The following is a 15,955-nucleotide window of genomic DNA, read 5'->3' as shown; positions in this document are numbered from 1 at the left end:
TCTATTTTCAACTTTACAACTTCATTTTTCCCAACTTTTACTTTAATCTTAAAATTTTTAGTTGTTATTTTATATTTTTTAATTTCTATATCATTAATATAAATTTCCCCTGTCAATTTATCTGTTATTTTATTTGGATAATAACCTTCTATAATAATTTCACCACTTTTGCCAGATTTAATTTTAAATTTGCTTATTTTACTCACCCATCCATCAACATAATATCCATTTAATTTTTTTGCTGATTTAAGAGTATTACCTACTTTATTTCTAAAATCATTCAGAGGATTTCCAGTATAACTTTGTAATGTTTGTTCATCATCAATCAACAATCTATACACATAAAATCCTTTATCCCTTATTGGATTTTTTAGCATTACATCTTTGTATATTTTACTATTTTCCAACTTTATCGGTAATACTTTATTATTTAAATTATCTTTGGATAATATAATAATATATTTATTAAAATTTATTTGAAAATATTTATCCTCTGGATAATGTAAGGTAATATCTTGCCCTTTATCTTCTTTATTAATTACTAAGTTGAGTCCTTTTTCATTTGCTACTTCCGTCCAATATCCTTGCTGAATATTTAGTGCATTTCTTTGAACATATAAATCTGGCGCTAAAATTACATTATTATTTAAACATTTAATTGCATTTGTTTCTAAAAGTTGTTCAATCGCAACTATTCTATCATAATCCCTATTTTGCGTTATTGAAAATACATTATTCATCATTTGAATAGGAATAGCATATGTCAATAGTATTACAATAATTAATCCATAAAAAGCCTTATGATTAATCCTTTGAGTAATTTGCCAAATGGCATAGCAAAGGGAAAACATCATAAAAAAGTAAATAAAATAAGTTACTGGTAAAGCAATAAACTGATCTGAATTTACATTGTTTTGATACATTTTTGATATTGCATTGGGTACAGTTGGCAAAATAACAAATAGTAATCCATTTAAAACTACTAATATGTCACCCCACAAAGATTTATTCCCACGCTTTATTTCTACGCCTCGTTTAAATATATATATAATGATACTTGCATAAAATATCACTACCAAAATTATTCTCATATCAAATGCTTGAATTCCACTTAAATCATATTTAGTAAATAAATAGTGATATTTACTGTTAAATAGGTAATATCCTGGAATGCTTGATTTGAATAGTTGAGTTATTATTTCTATCATACCTTTTAATGTAAAACCTATTTGATTTCCATTATATGTAGATGGAATTATAATCCTAGAGAAAAAATACAACACTAGATAACTTATATCTATTGTTATAGGTAAAGCTACCTTTTTAAATAACTCTCTTAAATAATTATCTTTCCTTGGTATCTTATATAATGCCAAAAGAAAATATATTGGTGTAATCATTATAAAAACTTCATAACTCAAAAGAGCAACAAATAACAATAAACATGCTATTTTAAGGCTATTTTCTTTGTCATTTTCAATATAATTAATAAATAATATAAATGATATCAATAATAAAGAAAATGGAATTGATAATAAATTTACAAATGCATTTGGCACTGTATGTTCAAAAGTTATTGGTAAAAACACCAAAATTGATGACATCGTAAAAATAGAAAACAATTTATTTTTAAACAATTTATAAATAAATTTCCCAAATAAGTATACATTTATTAATATACCTATAATACTGAAAAATCTAAATATTTCTTTCTTAGACGTAATAAAAGAAGAATACATTGAAATTGTATCTGTAATAGCTGAAATTGCCCTGCCTTGTTTCATATATGCACTTACATAATGTTTGAAAAATGATTTGAATCCTTGCATACTCCAAAAATGTGATTGTAATTCATCATTAATTACAATTCCTTGTCTCAATATTGGTGTCATTATTACAATAATCAAAAGGATAAGAATACTTATAATCTCTTTATTTGCTTTTATATTTTTTACTATATAATTAACTTTCAGCTCAAAAAATGTATTATTATCGTTTTCTTCATAACTTTGTTTTTTCCCTATATATAATTTTTTCACCAAATACTTACTGATTTTTTTAATCAGCTCCTCATTCTGCCCTAATAAACTAGCTCCTATTCTTGATTTAGTAAGTAATCTCCACATTACTATACTACACAATATAGAAATAGTTGAAATTAACCACCAATAATTATTACCTATGTTAGTTGTAGGTGTAAATTCATTTAAATAACTAAATGGTACAATATTAAATATAGCTAACAATATATAAGCTAACTTAAAACTTAAAAAGTTGAAAAATAGTATACCTAAAGTATTTTTACCTATCATAATCAATATTTTTTTTATCTTCTGAAATTTGATTCTAGAAATAAAATCTGATAAAAGATATAAGAAAATTATACCATTTATAGCAACCACTGCGTCTATATACCATTTATTGAATCTTCTTGATGGGTAATCTACAGTTATAGGATATAAATTTCCAAAATACCATATAAAAAAAACTGTAGTCAAAAAACTAATAACTTTAATAAATTTATACGAAAAAATTTTACCTATAAGTCTTTTAGAACTACTAATTTTACCTAAAACAAAATAAAACTGACCAATCAAAATTAAATCTAAAGGAAATACAAATATGCAAAACTGCATCTTCCTGTAAACCATATAATAGCCTACAAAAAACATCACTATTGAAATTATTATATAAGTAAAATCAATTTTTTGTTTATTAATATCATAAGTAATTTTTTGCAATATGATTATTCCAAACAAAACTCCTAAAAACCAAGTTGCTCCTAACCAATTTATATATACGAATCCTCTAAAAAACTCTCTTATACTTCTATAAAATCCTATAAATTCACCTTTAAATAAAATATTATAATAGCCTGTATAATTTAAGCATGTTACTAATATCAATATTGAGATAAAAATAATAATAAAAGGCAAAATAATTCTATATAATTTCTTTACGAAAATTTCAAAGAAAGTCTTGTTGTTAAAATTCTCAACATATCCAGATATAAAAAAGAATGCAGCCATATGGAATTGATAAATATATCTATTAAATATCCCCGTACTATGTCCAACTACCATTAGAATAATTGCAAAAGCCTTAAATATATCTATCCATTCTATCCTTTTAGTCATAATTTCCCTCCAATATTTTTATAATATTCACTTAAAGTTTTATAATTTCACTTAATTCTAATCTGCTGATAAGTAATAATTATTCTAAAAACACAATTTTAAAAATCTATTTGTAATATTATTAATCCTATCCTCTTATTTACAAATATTCAAGCATTATTGTGTTTAGCAACTTTAGGCATAAATTTCATATATACCTTTATTTATTCAGAAACATTTCTATTTTATACTTTAATATATCTATAAATATATATATTGATATCCCGTACTACATACATTTACTGACTCATAATATCTATTTATCAACCTTAACATTAATCTATGCTTATATTCAATCCATTAAAATAACATTTGCCGTTTAATATTACTTAAATTCTCTACAACATAATCCGCATTTGTATTAGCTTCATCAATTTTATACCCAGTTTTTACGATAACATTGATTCCCACACCAGCAACAATCCCTGCCTGAATATCCGATTCCTTATCTCCAATTAATATCGATTTTGACAAATCAATTTCAAAGTCTTTTTGTGCTCTTAATATCATACCAGGATTAGGTTTTCTGTCATATGATTGTCTCTTATACTTACCTATACCATAAACAGGATGATATGGGCAATAATACACCTTGTTAATAACAATATCTCTTAATCTAAATTGTTTTATCATCCAATTATTAAGTTTTTGAAAATCTACCTCTGTGTAATATCCTCTACCTATACCAGCTTGGTTAGTTATAATTATCAGTAAGTACCCTTTATCCTGAAAATATTTTAATGTTTCAAATACGCCTTCAATAAACTCGAAATCTTCTATTTTATATAAATAATTTTTTTCTTTATTAATAACACCATCTCTGTCTAGGAAAAGTGCTTTATTCATTCTCTGTTCCCCACCAAATTAATTTTTTTCTCCAATATAATCAATAATCATAGATAAATCCCTCTCATCATCATTAATACCTTCCTTTTTAGGATTATAACTTGAACTAACTTGTATTTTAAAACAAAATTGTTTATTATCACCAATTATATCTTTAATCTTTTCATATTCAATCTTCTCATTAACTAATTTATCTTCTTTAAATTTTAATTGTTTTATTTCTTTATCGTTTATGTAAAATTTAATAGAAACATCTTGAATATTGTTGATTTTCTTATGCATTGAAACTGGTATCCAGCCTTTTATATTTAAATACTTGAATGATTTTTCCGAACTTAATGTTATGGAAGCTTCTTTACCAATCCACATTTGATTTTTACCATTTTCTTTTGTAATATCATAAGAACCAACTAATACTTTTTTGCTATCTATCCCTTTTTCTTTCCACGGATAATTTACATCAAATTCATTTAACACGCTATTATAATTACCTTTTACATCATTTTGTTTAATTTTAATATTACTTTTGCTATTATTCAAATTGTAATTATTATCTTTTAAGTTTACTTGCGAAATTTTGTGAAATATTACAAAACATCCTCCAAGAATTATTAATATTATTAATATTTTATATCCAACTCTAAGTTTTCTCATATTCCTTCCCTTCTAACATACTAAATATTAAAGTAATTTGGCAATTTTATATTTGCTTTTTGGTAATCTTCAGGTATTCCTATATCAACAAAATATCCATTAAAAACAAATCCAAACATCTTCAATTTATTCATATTCTTTTCTATAAAATCTTTTTCAAAGGAAAATTTCTCTGACAAATTATATTCCTTGTCTTTAAAAATTCTTTTTTTTATTACATAAATTCCACCATTAATATTCCCATATTTCTCATATCTTTTTTCTTGAAATTTCATTATTCTATTTTGTTGTAATAACACAGTCCCATATCTATCAAAATTTCTCATTGATTTTAATGCAATAGTTAAATCAGAATTATTTTCTTCATGTTTATCCATTAATAATCTTAGATTAACATCAAAAAATGTGTCTCCATTTAAGACTATAACATTTTTCTCTTTCGTAAAACTCAATGCTTTTCTTATAGCACCACCCGTACCTAATAGTTCTTTTTCAATAGAATAAACCACATTTATTCCTTCATAATTATCGTTAAAATACTTTATTATTTTTTCATGTTTGTAACCAACTGAAAGAATAACCTTACTAACTCCATTTCTTTTTAAATGTTCAAATATATACTTCAAAAAAGGCTCACCTTTTATCGGAGCCATCGGCTTTGGAACTTCATTTACTATCGATTGCAATCTTGTTCCCAATCCCCCAGCAAGTATTATAGCCTCCATACTAATTTTCTCCTTTGAATATTTCTTTTTCAATTATTCCGCACAATATATGTCCTATCATAATATGTGCTTCTTGTATTCTTGGTGTCTCATTAGATGGAACCTTAATACAATAATCACATAAAGATTCCATTTTCCCTCCTGTTTCTCCAGTAAACCCAACTGTTATAATCCCCATCCTTTTGCATTCCATGAATGCTCTCAAAATGTTTTCTGAATTACCAGATGTACTTATTCCAATAAACATATCTCCTTTAACACCATTAGCTTGAATTTGCCTTTCAAATAGTCTATCATAACCATAATCATTTCCTATTGATGTAATTATCGACGTATCCGTCGTCACTGCAATAGCAGGTAATGCTGGTCTATCAAAATAAAACTTACTTACTATTTCTCCTGCTAAATGTTGTGCATCTGCAGCACTTCCACCATTGCCCGCTATTAAAATTTTATTTCCATTTTTATAAACATCAATAGCTTTTAATGCAATGTTTTCAATCAACGATATTATTCTATCATCATTATATATTCCTTGTTTTATCATGTAAGAATTTCTAACTTGATTTTTTATGTATTCTTTCATTTTTTTCCTCCTAAATTCGCCAACCTTTTATTCCATCTTTTACAAAATGACAATTCATTACTTTTCCATCAAACTTATTTAGTTGTTCAATAACTTCCAATTTTCTGATTGGATCAACAACAAACATCATAAAACCACCACCACCAGCACCTGAAACTTTGCCTGAATATGCCCCTGCTTCTATTGCAGAATTATATATTCGATCAATACTTTCATTTGATATAGACTTTGCAACCTTTTTTTTAGCTTCCCAGGACTTTCCTAGAACTTCAGCAAATTTTAAAATATCCCCTCTTAAAATTGATTCTTTCATTCTTAAAGCATCTTCTTTTAATTGATGTAATGCTTCAACAGATTTTAAGTTTTTAGCCTTAACATTTTTCGACTGCTCATCAATTATTTTTGAAGATTCTCTTGAAACACCTGTATAATACAATACCAATGAACTTTCTAATTCATCAAGTATCCAATTTTTTATTCTTAGAGGATTCACTATTACTTTGTCATCACCATAAAATTCCATAAAATTAAATCCGCCAAATGTTGCAGCATATTGATCTTGTTTACCACCATTTAATCCTATATCTTTTCTTTCTATCTCATATGCTAATCTTGCAATATCATACTCTCCAAGTGGCAAATTCAAATATTCAACAAATGCTTTAATGATAGCCACTACCATAGTTGAGGATGATCCCAATCCTGATCCCGCTGGTGCATCTGAATATGTGGTAATCTTCAACGATAAAGGTTGTCCATTATTATAGTCCTTTACTATTCTGTTATAGACTCCTTTATGAAGGGCAAGTATGCCATTAATATCTAATCTTTCAACAGATTCATTTTCGAAATACTCTTTCCTATCAACAGCATTAAATATGATTCTGTTACTATTATTAGGTTCTATGATACAATAAGCATACATGTCAATAGTTGCATTTAGTACATATCCTCCAAATTGATCACTATAAGGCGATACATCGGTTCCTCCTCCCGCAAAACCTAATCTTAAAGGTGCTTTACTTCGGATTATCATATTACTTCCTCCTACCTTATATCCTCAGATATTATAGCCATTACACTAGATTCTGAAAAATATTTTTCAATGTAATTAATAGATTTTTGGGCTAGATAATTTAGTTTTTCAATGTTATTATAATATTCTATTATTTTTTTAGAAAATTCTAGAGGATCATCACTTATTTCAAGATATTCGTCTATTTTTTCTAGTCCTTCGGCCCCAACCGAAGTGGTGATTATTGGAATCTGCTTATATAACGCTTCAACAACTTTTCCTTTAACGCCTGCACCATATCTTAATGGAACTACTACCAATTTACATTTATCATAGTACTCATTTAATTGTTCATCTGTAACAAATCCTGTCACTATTATTTCATCACTTCTTAAATCAAGTACTTCTTGTGGTGGATTCGAACCAACTATATAGAACTTAACATCTTCTATCTCTTCCTTGACTAATGGAAATATTTTCCTTATAAACCATAATACTCCATCAATATTAGGCTTATGTCCAAATCCACCAACAAATAATAAATCTCTTCTATTACTAAACGGTATAATATTTTTAAATTTAGTGTTTTCAAAAATATATGCAGGTATTGCTTTTGCATTAATATTTGGATCTATGCTGTGAATCTCATCTATTTCACATTGTGAAGGATAGTAAGTTATATCTGATTTTCTCATAAGCTGAAGTTCAACTTTTTTCCAGTGTTCGGAGCTTGCAAGTAACTCTTTGTTACCCGTCAGTTCATATTCTCTTTTTTCTCTTAAAAAATGCAAATCATGACCATAATATATTATTTTAGCACTAGTATTTTCTCTCAGAAAATCAATATATTTGATCGAAATATGGGGTCTGTTCAAATAAACATAATCAATAAAACTACAATTTTCCTTTATCCATTTTTTATAATTGGTACTGTACCAATATCCATATAAAACCTCAATACCCATTTGCTGAAGTATAGTTGTATATGGTTCTTGTCTATAAAAATTATCTCCTATAAATTTCACATTGAAGCCCATAGACAAAAACATTTTAAGATAATGATAAGTTGTTCTAGATCCTGCATCCTTATCAAAATTAGGAACATAATGGTCTATTACTAATATTGTCTTTTTATTTCGGCTTCTATCTCTTGCAATAAATACATTTTCTCCATTATTAAAATGTTCTTTTTTCAATTCCTTTTCCCATTTTAGATAAAACTTTTTGTTATTTTCAACTTGATATTTTTTTATACCTGTACTTACATCTGTCCCATTAGAAACACCTTCAAAATGAACTACAATCGATTTTGGTTGATACATTACTTTATATCCTTGTGCTCTTACTTCAAATGCTAAATCTGAATCTTCACAATAAGCGGGAGCATATCGTGTATCAAAGCCACCAATCCTTTTCCATAAATCTTTTTTTATCATTATCGCTGCACCAGATATATAGTCTACTTCCCTTACATAATTATATTCTGATTTTTCAGCATCATCCATTCTCCCATAATTCCATCCACTAGCATCATTCCATATGATTCCTCCAGCCTCTTGAAGCTTCCCATCAGGATAAACTAGTTTTGAACCAACCATTCCTATATCTTCATCAGACTCAATTAATTCAACTAAATATTTTAACCAATCTTTTTGAACATTAGTATCATTATTCAAAAACATTATATATTTGCCTCTTACTTTTTCAGCAGCATTATTGCAATTTAATAAAAATCCTAAATTCTTTTTATTTCTTATGATAATAATATTTTCAACATAATTCTTCAAACATTTAGTTTCATCTGTTGAAACATCATCAGCAATAATAATTTCATATTGAATACCTTTTGTATTTTCTAGTATTGATTTTAAACACGAATAAGTATATTCAAACTGATTATATACCGGTATTATTATTGAAACTAATGGTTTTTTAGAGTTTTCAAAAAACAATTTATTGTATTCTCCTTGTACATCTTCAAATATTTCCAAAGTTTGACAATCTACTGGTTCCCTTTCAGAAATATATTTATTAATTCTTGTTTCTAACTCTTGACCATCTTCATTTATATGTTTAAGAAATTTACCTATAGACTTTAAATTAATATGTTTAATTACTTTTTTAGGTCTCCTTAATAGTTTTGCTATTAATCTTCTTTTACTGTGAGGTGGCAATAAAAAATCCCTCAATTTATATAATCGCAAAAGAATTTTCCACCCTTCAGATTCATAAATACCCATTAATACTCTTTCTTGTTGTAGTAATTGTTCAATATGACCCTTATGATTCAATATTTGCTGTTCCTTTTCTTTTATCTCATTTTTATATCTGTTCAATTCATTTAATAAATCATTCTTTTGGTCTTCTAATTTATCTTTTAACTCAATTGTATGATTCAAATCCCTTTTAATATCTTCTAATTCATTAAATATTTCTTCAAATTTATCAGATTTTTTAGATAAGTCTATTATTCTATCATTCATATCATATATTTCCTTGTCCTTATGATTAATTGTTAATTTTAATAAATTAATACTATCATTTAATTCTCTAGCACAAATTTTATTTTGTTTTAGACTTTGATCTTTTTCATCTAATTCTAATTTTAATTTATTTAATTCATTGTTTAAATCCTCGATTTTATTATCTTTATCATTAATTAATTTTTTCTTTTCATTCAATTTATCGTCTATTTTTTTTATCGTACTAGTTAATTCATCAATTTTCTTATTTTGAATATTTATAATTTTATCTCGCTCTTTTAACTTACAATCTAATTCTTTCAATATATCACTTATTTGATTAATATTACTATTTTGTTTTTCAATTATTTCTTCTTTAATTCTAAGATTATTCTCTAACGTATCTTTCCCATTTAGTAATTCCTCAATTCTCTTTTTTTGAATTGTTGAGATTTTTTCCCTTTCCTTTAACTCGTTCTCTAACTCTTTAAACATTTCATTCTGTTGCTTTATTATATCATTTTGGTCACTTAATAATTTTTCTTTTTGTTCAGTTTCTCTCTTTAACTTTTCTATTAGTTCATTCAACTGCTTTATATTAATATTTTGCTTATTAATTACTTCTTCCTTTATTTGAAGTATATTATCTAATTTATTTCCCCAATTTGATAATTCTTCTATCCTCTTATTTTGAGTATTTATCAAAGTATTTTTATTTTCAATTTCCTTATCAAGCGAAAAAGCCCATCTATTCTTTTCCTGAATTTCATCTTGAAGTTCAACAATTCTTCTCATTATTTTTTCGTAATTATTTTCATTATCTATAACAATTGAATTTAAATTCAATTGTTTAATTTCTTTATTACTACAAATAGCTACTATATACTTGTCCTCTACATATAAAAAATCATTCATTTTAATCAAATTATAAACTTCATTTTTAGAACTAGCTGTATTTCTTAAAACATTAACTATTTGCTTACCCTGAACATAAAATTCAACATATTCGAAAAACTCCCTTAAAAACCTATAAAACTCCTCGTAATAAAACTCCTTTATATGATACTCATTTTTATAGTTAGCATTATCAGAATATATTTTTTTATTTGGAGTAGAAATTATTAGAACACCATCATCCTTTAATATTCTCTTAATTTCTTGCAAAAATTTTTCTTGAGTTTTTTCATTTACATGTTCAATAGTTTCAAAAGAAACTACTACATCTATAGATTTATCCTGTAATTCAATTTTTTCAATAGAATTTCTAATAAACTTTACATTTTCTTTCTTATATTTTAAATTAGCATTTATAATCGCTTCTTCGCTAATATCAATTCCATAAATAAATTTAGCTTTCTGAGACAAAATATATGAACCATATCCCTCTCCCGATGCAGCATCTAAAACCACCTTATCTTTAACCACATCCAATATTGCTCTATATCTTTGTATATGTTCAATCGCAATCTCTGAATTGTTTTTATCATCTGGAATGAAACGTTCTCCAGTAAATTCCATAACAACACCTCATCACTTTACTAATGAAAATTCTATCGGTTCTAAAAACATAAATCCTTCTAAATCATATTTTTGAATACTAGGCACCTGAAAAACTATAGCATCATGTGCCCAACAATGTTGTGTATGCTCCATTTGCGTACCTGATGCTATTGCAGGTGAAATAGTATAATTTCCTGCTCTAATATTAGGCAATGTAAACTCAAAACATGCACTTATTATAAAGTTATCTGCATCAGTATAAGATAGTTTTTTATTCAAAATATAATTGTTTGATTGTGTCACTATATTACCCAACCTATCCTTTATAGTAAATCCAACAATTATATTATCAATATCATAATTCAGCTTATATCTTATTATCATTTTTATCTTTTGTCCTGGATAAACTTGTTGTAACTTTTCATAAGTTTTACTATCAAATAAACCAATTCCAAGTATATGTGCCTTACCATCACCACAAATCTCTACATCTTTATCTAACCTGTTTAATTGAATATTATTGCTTTTATCCTCCTTATAATTACATTTACAATAGTCAATAGCTTCTTCATTCTTCTTCAATTTTGAGTTCATCATAAATGCTCTATATTTTTTTGATATCTCTTTTGGTTTCCCCTCATCAAGTATTTTTCCTTCATCAATCCAAATTACCCTATCACAATATTTATTTATAGCTCCCATATCATGTGAAACAAATAGCACTGTTTTATTCTGTTTAAATTCATCAATTTTTCTGTAACATTTTTGTTGGAATCTTATATCTCCTACACTTAATGCCTCATCAACAATTAATATGTCAGGATCTACGTTTATTGCCACAGCAAAAGCAAGTCTGACAAACATGCCACTAGAATAATACTTAACTGGTTGATAAACGTAATCACCAATGTCTGCAAATTCTAATATATCATTCAACTTTTCATCCATCTGTTCCCTAGAATATCCCATTATTGTACCGTTTAAATATATATTTTCTATTCCAGTATATTCAGGATTAAATCCTGCACCTAATTCCAAAAGTGCTGAAATTCGTCCCTCCACTTCAACCTCTCCATAGCTAGGAGTTAACACTCCTGTAACAATCTTGAGCAATGTGGACTTACCTGAACCATTTTTTCCTATGATTCCAACAGTTTCTCCTCTTTTAACTTTGAAAGATATATTCTTCAATGCATAAAATTCCCTGTGATATTTTTTACTAAAAGGATGTAAAGATTCTTTCAATCTATCAATAGGTTTATCATATAATTTATACACTTTACTTATATCTCTAGCTTCAACAACTATATTGGTAGTTTTCATATTCAACCTCCATTTAAAGTACATCTGAAAAATGCGGTTTTAATTTTTTGAATAACACTCCACCTAAAATAAAAATCAGTAAAGTTATTGTCCAAAAATAAATTGTTAAATTAGGCTTTTGCCAAAACCAAACTTTGTAAATAAATGCGTCCCTATAACCTTGTGTAATATAAAACATTGGATTTAACTTTAGTAAAAACTCATATCTTTTTGGCAAAACTGTATATGACCAAAATATAGGCGTAAGCCAGAATCCAAATTGCAACACAATTTGGATTATCTCATTAGTATCCTTAAGAAAAACCATTAATGAAGACGTTATCCATGATAATCCTAATAGCAATACAATGATTCCAAAGCTATAATAAACAACTTGAATATTATATATATTAGGTTTATATCCATAAATCCCAAACATGATAAATATAAATACTATAAAAAATAAATGAATAAATAGTGCTGAAATTATTTTAACTACTGGAAGTATACTAACTCTAAATACCACTTTCTTTACCAAATAATTATATTGTAATAGACTATTTGTTCCATTATTTAACCCTTCTGAAAAATAAAACCACGGAATCATTCCACATATTAACCACAATATAAAAGGAAAATTATCAACTGGTGCCGATTTAAAACCAACTTGGAAAACAAACCAAAACACAAGAATATTAACAATAGGCTGGACAAATGCCCATACTATTCCCAAATATGAGCCAGCATATCTCACCTTAAAATCATTTCTAGATAATCTAAAAATCATTTCTCTGCTTTTGATAATATCCTTTATAAAAGTAGCAAAACTCTTCACATAATTTGTCATGTTATGTACCCCTTCTACCGCATTAAAATACATCAAAACTTTTGTTCTGAATCCTATTTTTCTTCATACATTTTTTTATAATATTTTTTATATTCGCCAGAAATTATATTTTCCCACCAATCTTTATTATTCAAGTACCACTCTATTGTTTCTTTCATTCCCTGTTCAAACGTGTAAGACGGTTTCCATCCTAACTCTGTTGTTATTTTAGTATTATCTATCGCATATCTTCTATCGTGCCCTAATCTATCTTTTACATACTTTATCAAATCTTCACTTTTACCTAAAGTACTTATAATAAGTTTAACTATTTCTATATTTGCCTTTTCATTATTTCCACCAACATTATAAACTTGTCCACTTATACCTTTATGCAAAACTGTATCAATTGCTGCACAGTGATCTTTTACATGAAGCCAGTCTCTTATCTGCATGCCATCGCCATATACAGGTAGTTGTTTATCATTTAAACAATTCGCTATCATCAATGGTATGAGTTTTTCTGGAAATTGATATGGACCATAATTGTTAGAACATCTAGTAACGTTCATAGGTAATTTAAATGTTTCATTATATGCTCTAACTAACATATCAGCACTTGCTTTTGATGCAGAATACGGACTATTTGGTGCTAATGGTGTCGTTTCTTTGAACATACCCTCTTTTCCTAATGCACCATATACCTCATCTGTTGAAACTTGGATATACTTAACTCCTTCTCTATATATTGGATATCCTGTCTCATCTTTTCCAAGCATCCAATTCTTCTTTACTACATCTAAAAGCACTTGAGTACCCATAACATTTGTCTTTATAAAAATTTCTGGATCCTCTATACTTCTATCCACATGAGATTCTGCTGCAAAATTTACAACATAATCAATATTTTCTTCTTCAAATATTTTTTCTACTGCATTTCTATCAGAAATATTTGCTTTTATAAATCTATAATTTTTTCCTTCTTCTATTCCTTTTAAATTTTCTAAATTTCCTGCATAAGTAAGAACATCTAAATTTAATATTCTATAGTCAGTATATTTATCTAACATATATCTTATAAAATTTGAACCAATAAATCCAGCTCCACCAGTTACTAATAAAGTTTTCATCGTTATTCCCCCTCATAGATAAATGGTAAATCTTGTTCTCTTAAAAGTTTTTGACTTATATCCTTTTCTGATAGAAGAATTTCTTCTATTCCTTCAATCGGCCAATCTATTCCTATATCTTGATCATCCCATTTTACTCCACCATCATGCTCTGGGTCGTAGTAATCAGTGCACTTATAATTAAATACTGCTTCATCTGAAAGAACTAAAAAACCATGTGCAAAACCTTCAGGCACATAAAATTGTCTTTTATTTTCCTCTGTAAGAATTACCCCTTCCCATTGTCCATAAGTAGGTGATCCTTTCCTTAAATCAACAGCTACATCAAAAACTTTACCTTTAGTCACTCTAACTAATTTTCCTTGAGTATGCTTAGTTTGAAAATGGAGTCCTCTCAAGACACCTTTTTTTGACTTTGACTCATTATCCTGAACAAATTCCATAGTAAGTCCAGCCTCATAGAAATCTTTTTTATTATAGCTTTCCATAAAATAGCCCCTATGGTCTCCAAAAACTTTTGGTTCTATAACATAAAGATCCTTTATTTTCGTTTCTATAAAATTAAATTTTCCCATATTTCACTTTCTCCTAAACAAGCAACTATTTTAACCTATTTTAAATTCAAATATATATTCATTTTGTATATGATTTGTTTTTAATATAAATATTTTCAAACTACCATTTAAACAAATAATGACGATTTTTTAATCCAAATCCATAAATTAGACATATGAAAGCAAATAATAAATTAAATATATTAGTATACTGGCTTGTTATTTATTTGAATGTGCCTTAATCTACAGACAATACTTAATTTATTGCTCATTTTATTCTATAATCTTTTATTTTGTAATTCGGGTAATAAATTCATTAAGTGCATCTTCCCATTCTCTCATATCATCTCCAACAGTACATCTTAACATCATATTATCTAATGAAGAAAATGATGGTCTTTTTGCAGGTCTCTTAAATTTCTCTGATGTCACAGGACTAACTGTACAAGCAATTCCTGCATATTCAACAATTTTACATGCAAAATCATACCAACTGCATTCTCCTTTACCAGTACAGTGGTATATTCCATATTCTTCTGTTAATGCAATTTTTAAAATATGATGCGCTAAATCCTCTGCATTTGTTGGATTTCCTCTTTGATCGTTCACAACATCAATTTTTTCTCTCTTTTTTGCTAATTTCATTATGGTTTTTACAAAGTTTTGACCATTATACCCATATAACCACGCTGTTCTAACTATAAAACCTCTACTACAGAATTGTCTTACATATTCTTCTCCTAATAACTTTGTTTTACCATATACACTCATAGGATTAGTTAAATCATACTCTCTATATGGTACTTGTCCATCTCCTGAAAAAACATAATCCGTTGATATATGAATCAACTTAGATTTACACTTTTCGCAAGCAATAGCAATATTTCTAGCTCCAAGCGAATTAACTTTATATGCTAATTCTTCATTAGTCTCACATCCATCTACATCAGTATACGCTGCTGGATTTATGACTATATCCGGATTAAATGCACCAAAATATTCTATTACAGCATTCTCATCCGTAATATCCAATTCTTCTACATCTATTCCCTTTATTTCTGCATTTTTATACGAAAAATCTATATTTCCTATCTCAGATTCACCTTTTTTTATTATATCAATTATTTGACTGCCAAGTTGACCTCTTGCACCTGTTATCAATACCTTCATGAAAATTAC

General features: G+C 27.1%; 12 protein-coding genes. All 12 read right to left on the bottom strand.

Annotation, left to right across the window (positions count from 1 at the left end; genetic code table 11):
- Positions 1–3,137 (bottom strand): acyltransferase family protein (locus CLTEP_RS07950; protein WP_066825148.1); only part of this gene is annotated, 3,137 nt, incomplete at its 3' end.
- A gap of 339 nt (positions 3,138–3,476) precedes the next feature.
- Positions 3,477–4,022: a D-glycero-alpha-D-manno-heptose-1,7-bisphosphate 7-phosphatase gene (locus CLTEP_RS07945; RefSeq protein WP_066825145.1), complete on the bottom strand. Its 546-nt coding sequence runs from the start codon at positions 4,020–4,022 to the stop codon at positions 3,477–3,479.
- Between the two features lie 18 nt (positions 4,023–4,040).
- Positions 4,041–4,676 (bottom strand): hypothetical protein, encoded by a 636-nt coding sequence (locus CLTEP_RS07940; RefSeq protein WP_066825143.1) that lies wholly within the window; start codon positions 4,674–4,676, stop codon positions 4,041–4,043.
- Positions 4,677–4,696: 20 nt separating this feature from the next.
- A complete protein-coding gene (locus CLTEP_RS07935; protein ID WP_066825141.1) occupies positions 4,697–5,401 on the bottom strand; it encodes a nucleotidyltransferase family protein in 705 nt (234 codons plus the stop codon).
- Position 5,402: 1 nt separating this feature from the next.
- On the bottom strand, positions 5,403–5,987 hold the full coding sequence (locus CLTEP_RS07930; RefSeq protein WP_066825139.1) for a D-sedoheptulose 7-phosphate isomerase: 585 nt from the start codon (positions 5,985–5,987) through the stop codon (positions 5,403–5,405).
- A 10-nt stretch (positions 5,988–5,997) separates the two neighbouring features.
- Positions 5,998–7,023: a GHMP family kinase ATP-binding protein gene (locus tag CLTEP_RS07925; RefSeq protein WP_066825137.1), complete on the bottom strand. Its 1,026-nt coding sequence runs from the start codon at positions 7,021–7,023 to the stop codon at positions 5,998–6,000.
- Positions 7,024–7,034: 11 nt separating this feature from the next.
- Positions 7,035–10,982 (bottom strand): glycosyltransferase, encoded by a 3,948-nt coding sequence (locus CLTEP_RS07920; RefSeq protein ID WP_066825134.1) that lies wholly within the window; start codon positions 10,980–10,982, stop codon positions 7,035–7,037.
- A gap of 12 nt (positions 10,983–10,994) precedes the next feature.
- Positions 10,995–12,287, bottom strand: a complete 1,293-nt coding sequence (locus CLTEP_RS07915) for an ABC transporter ATP-binding protein (protein WP_066825131.1) — start codon at positions 12,285–12,287, stop codon at positions 10,995–10,997.
- A gap of 13 nt (positions 12,288–12,300) precedes the next feature.
- Positions 12,301–13,113: an ABC transporter permease gene (locus tag CLTEP_RS07910; RefSeq protein WP_066825129.1), complete on the bottom strand. Its 813-nt coding sequence runs from the start codon at positions 13,111–13,113 to the stop codon at positions 12,301–12,303.
- Between the two features lie 53 nt (positions 13,114–13,166).
- Entirely contained in the window at positions 13,167–14,222 is a 1,056-nt protein-coding gene (gene rfbB, locus CLTEP_RS07905) for a dTDP-glucose 4,6-dehydratase (protein ID WP_066825126.1), read from the bottom strand.
- A gap of 2 nt (positions 14,223–14,224) precedes the next feature.
- On the bottom strand, positions 14,225–14,797 hold the full coding sequence (gene rfbC / locus CLTEP_RS07900) for a dTDP-4-dehydrorhamnose 3,5-epimerase (protein ID WP_066825124.1): 573 nt from the start codon (positions 14,795–14,797) through the stop codon (positions 14,225–14,227).
- 267 nt (positions 14,798–15,064) lie between these two features.
- Positions 15,065–15,946, bottom strand: coding sequence for a dTDP-4-dehydrorhamnose reductase (rfbD, locus tag CLTEP_RS07895; protein WP_066825122.1), 882 nt, complete (start codon positions 15,944–15,946; stop codon positions 15,065–15,067).
- Positions 15,947–15,955 lie beyond the last annotated feature (9 nt).

The sequence above is a fragment of the Clostridium tepidiprofundi DSM 19306 genome (assembly GCF_001594005.1).
Lineage (GTDB): Bacteria > Bacillota > Clostridia > Clostridiales > Clostridiaceae > Clostridium_AC > Clostridium_AC tepidiprofundi.
This window is presented reverse-complemented; position numbering and strand designations above follow the sequence as displayed.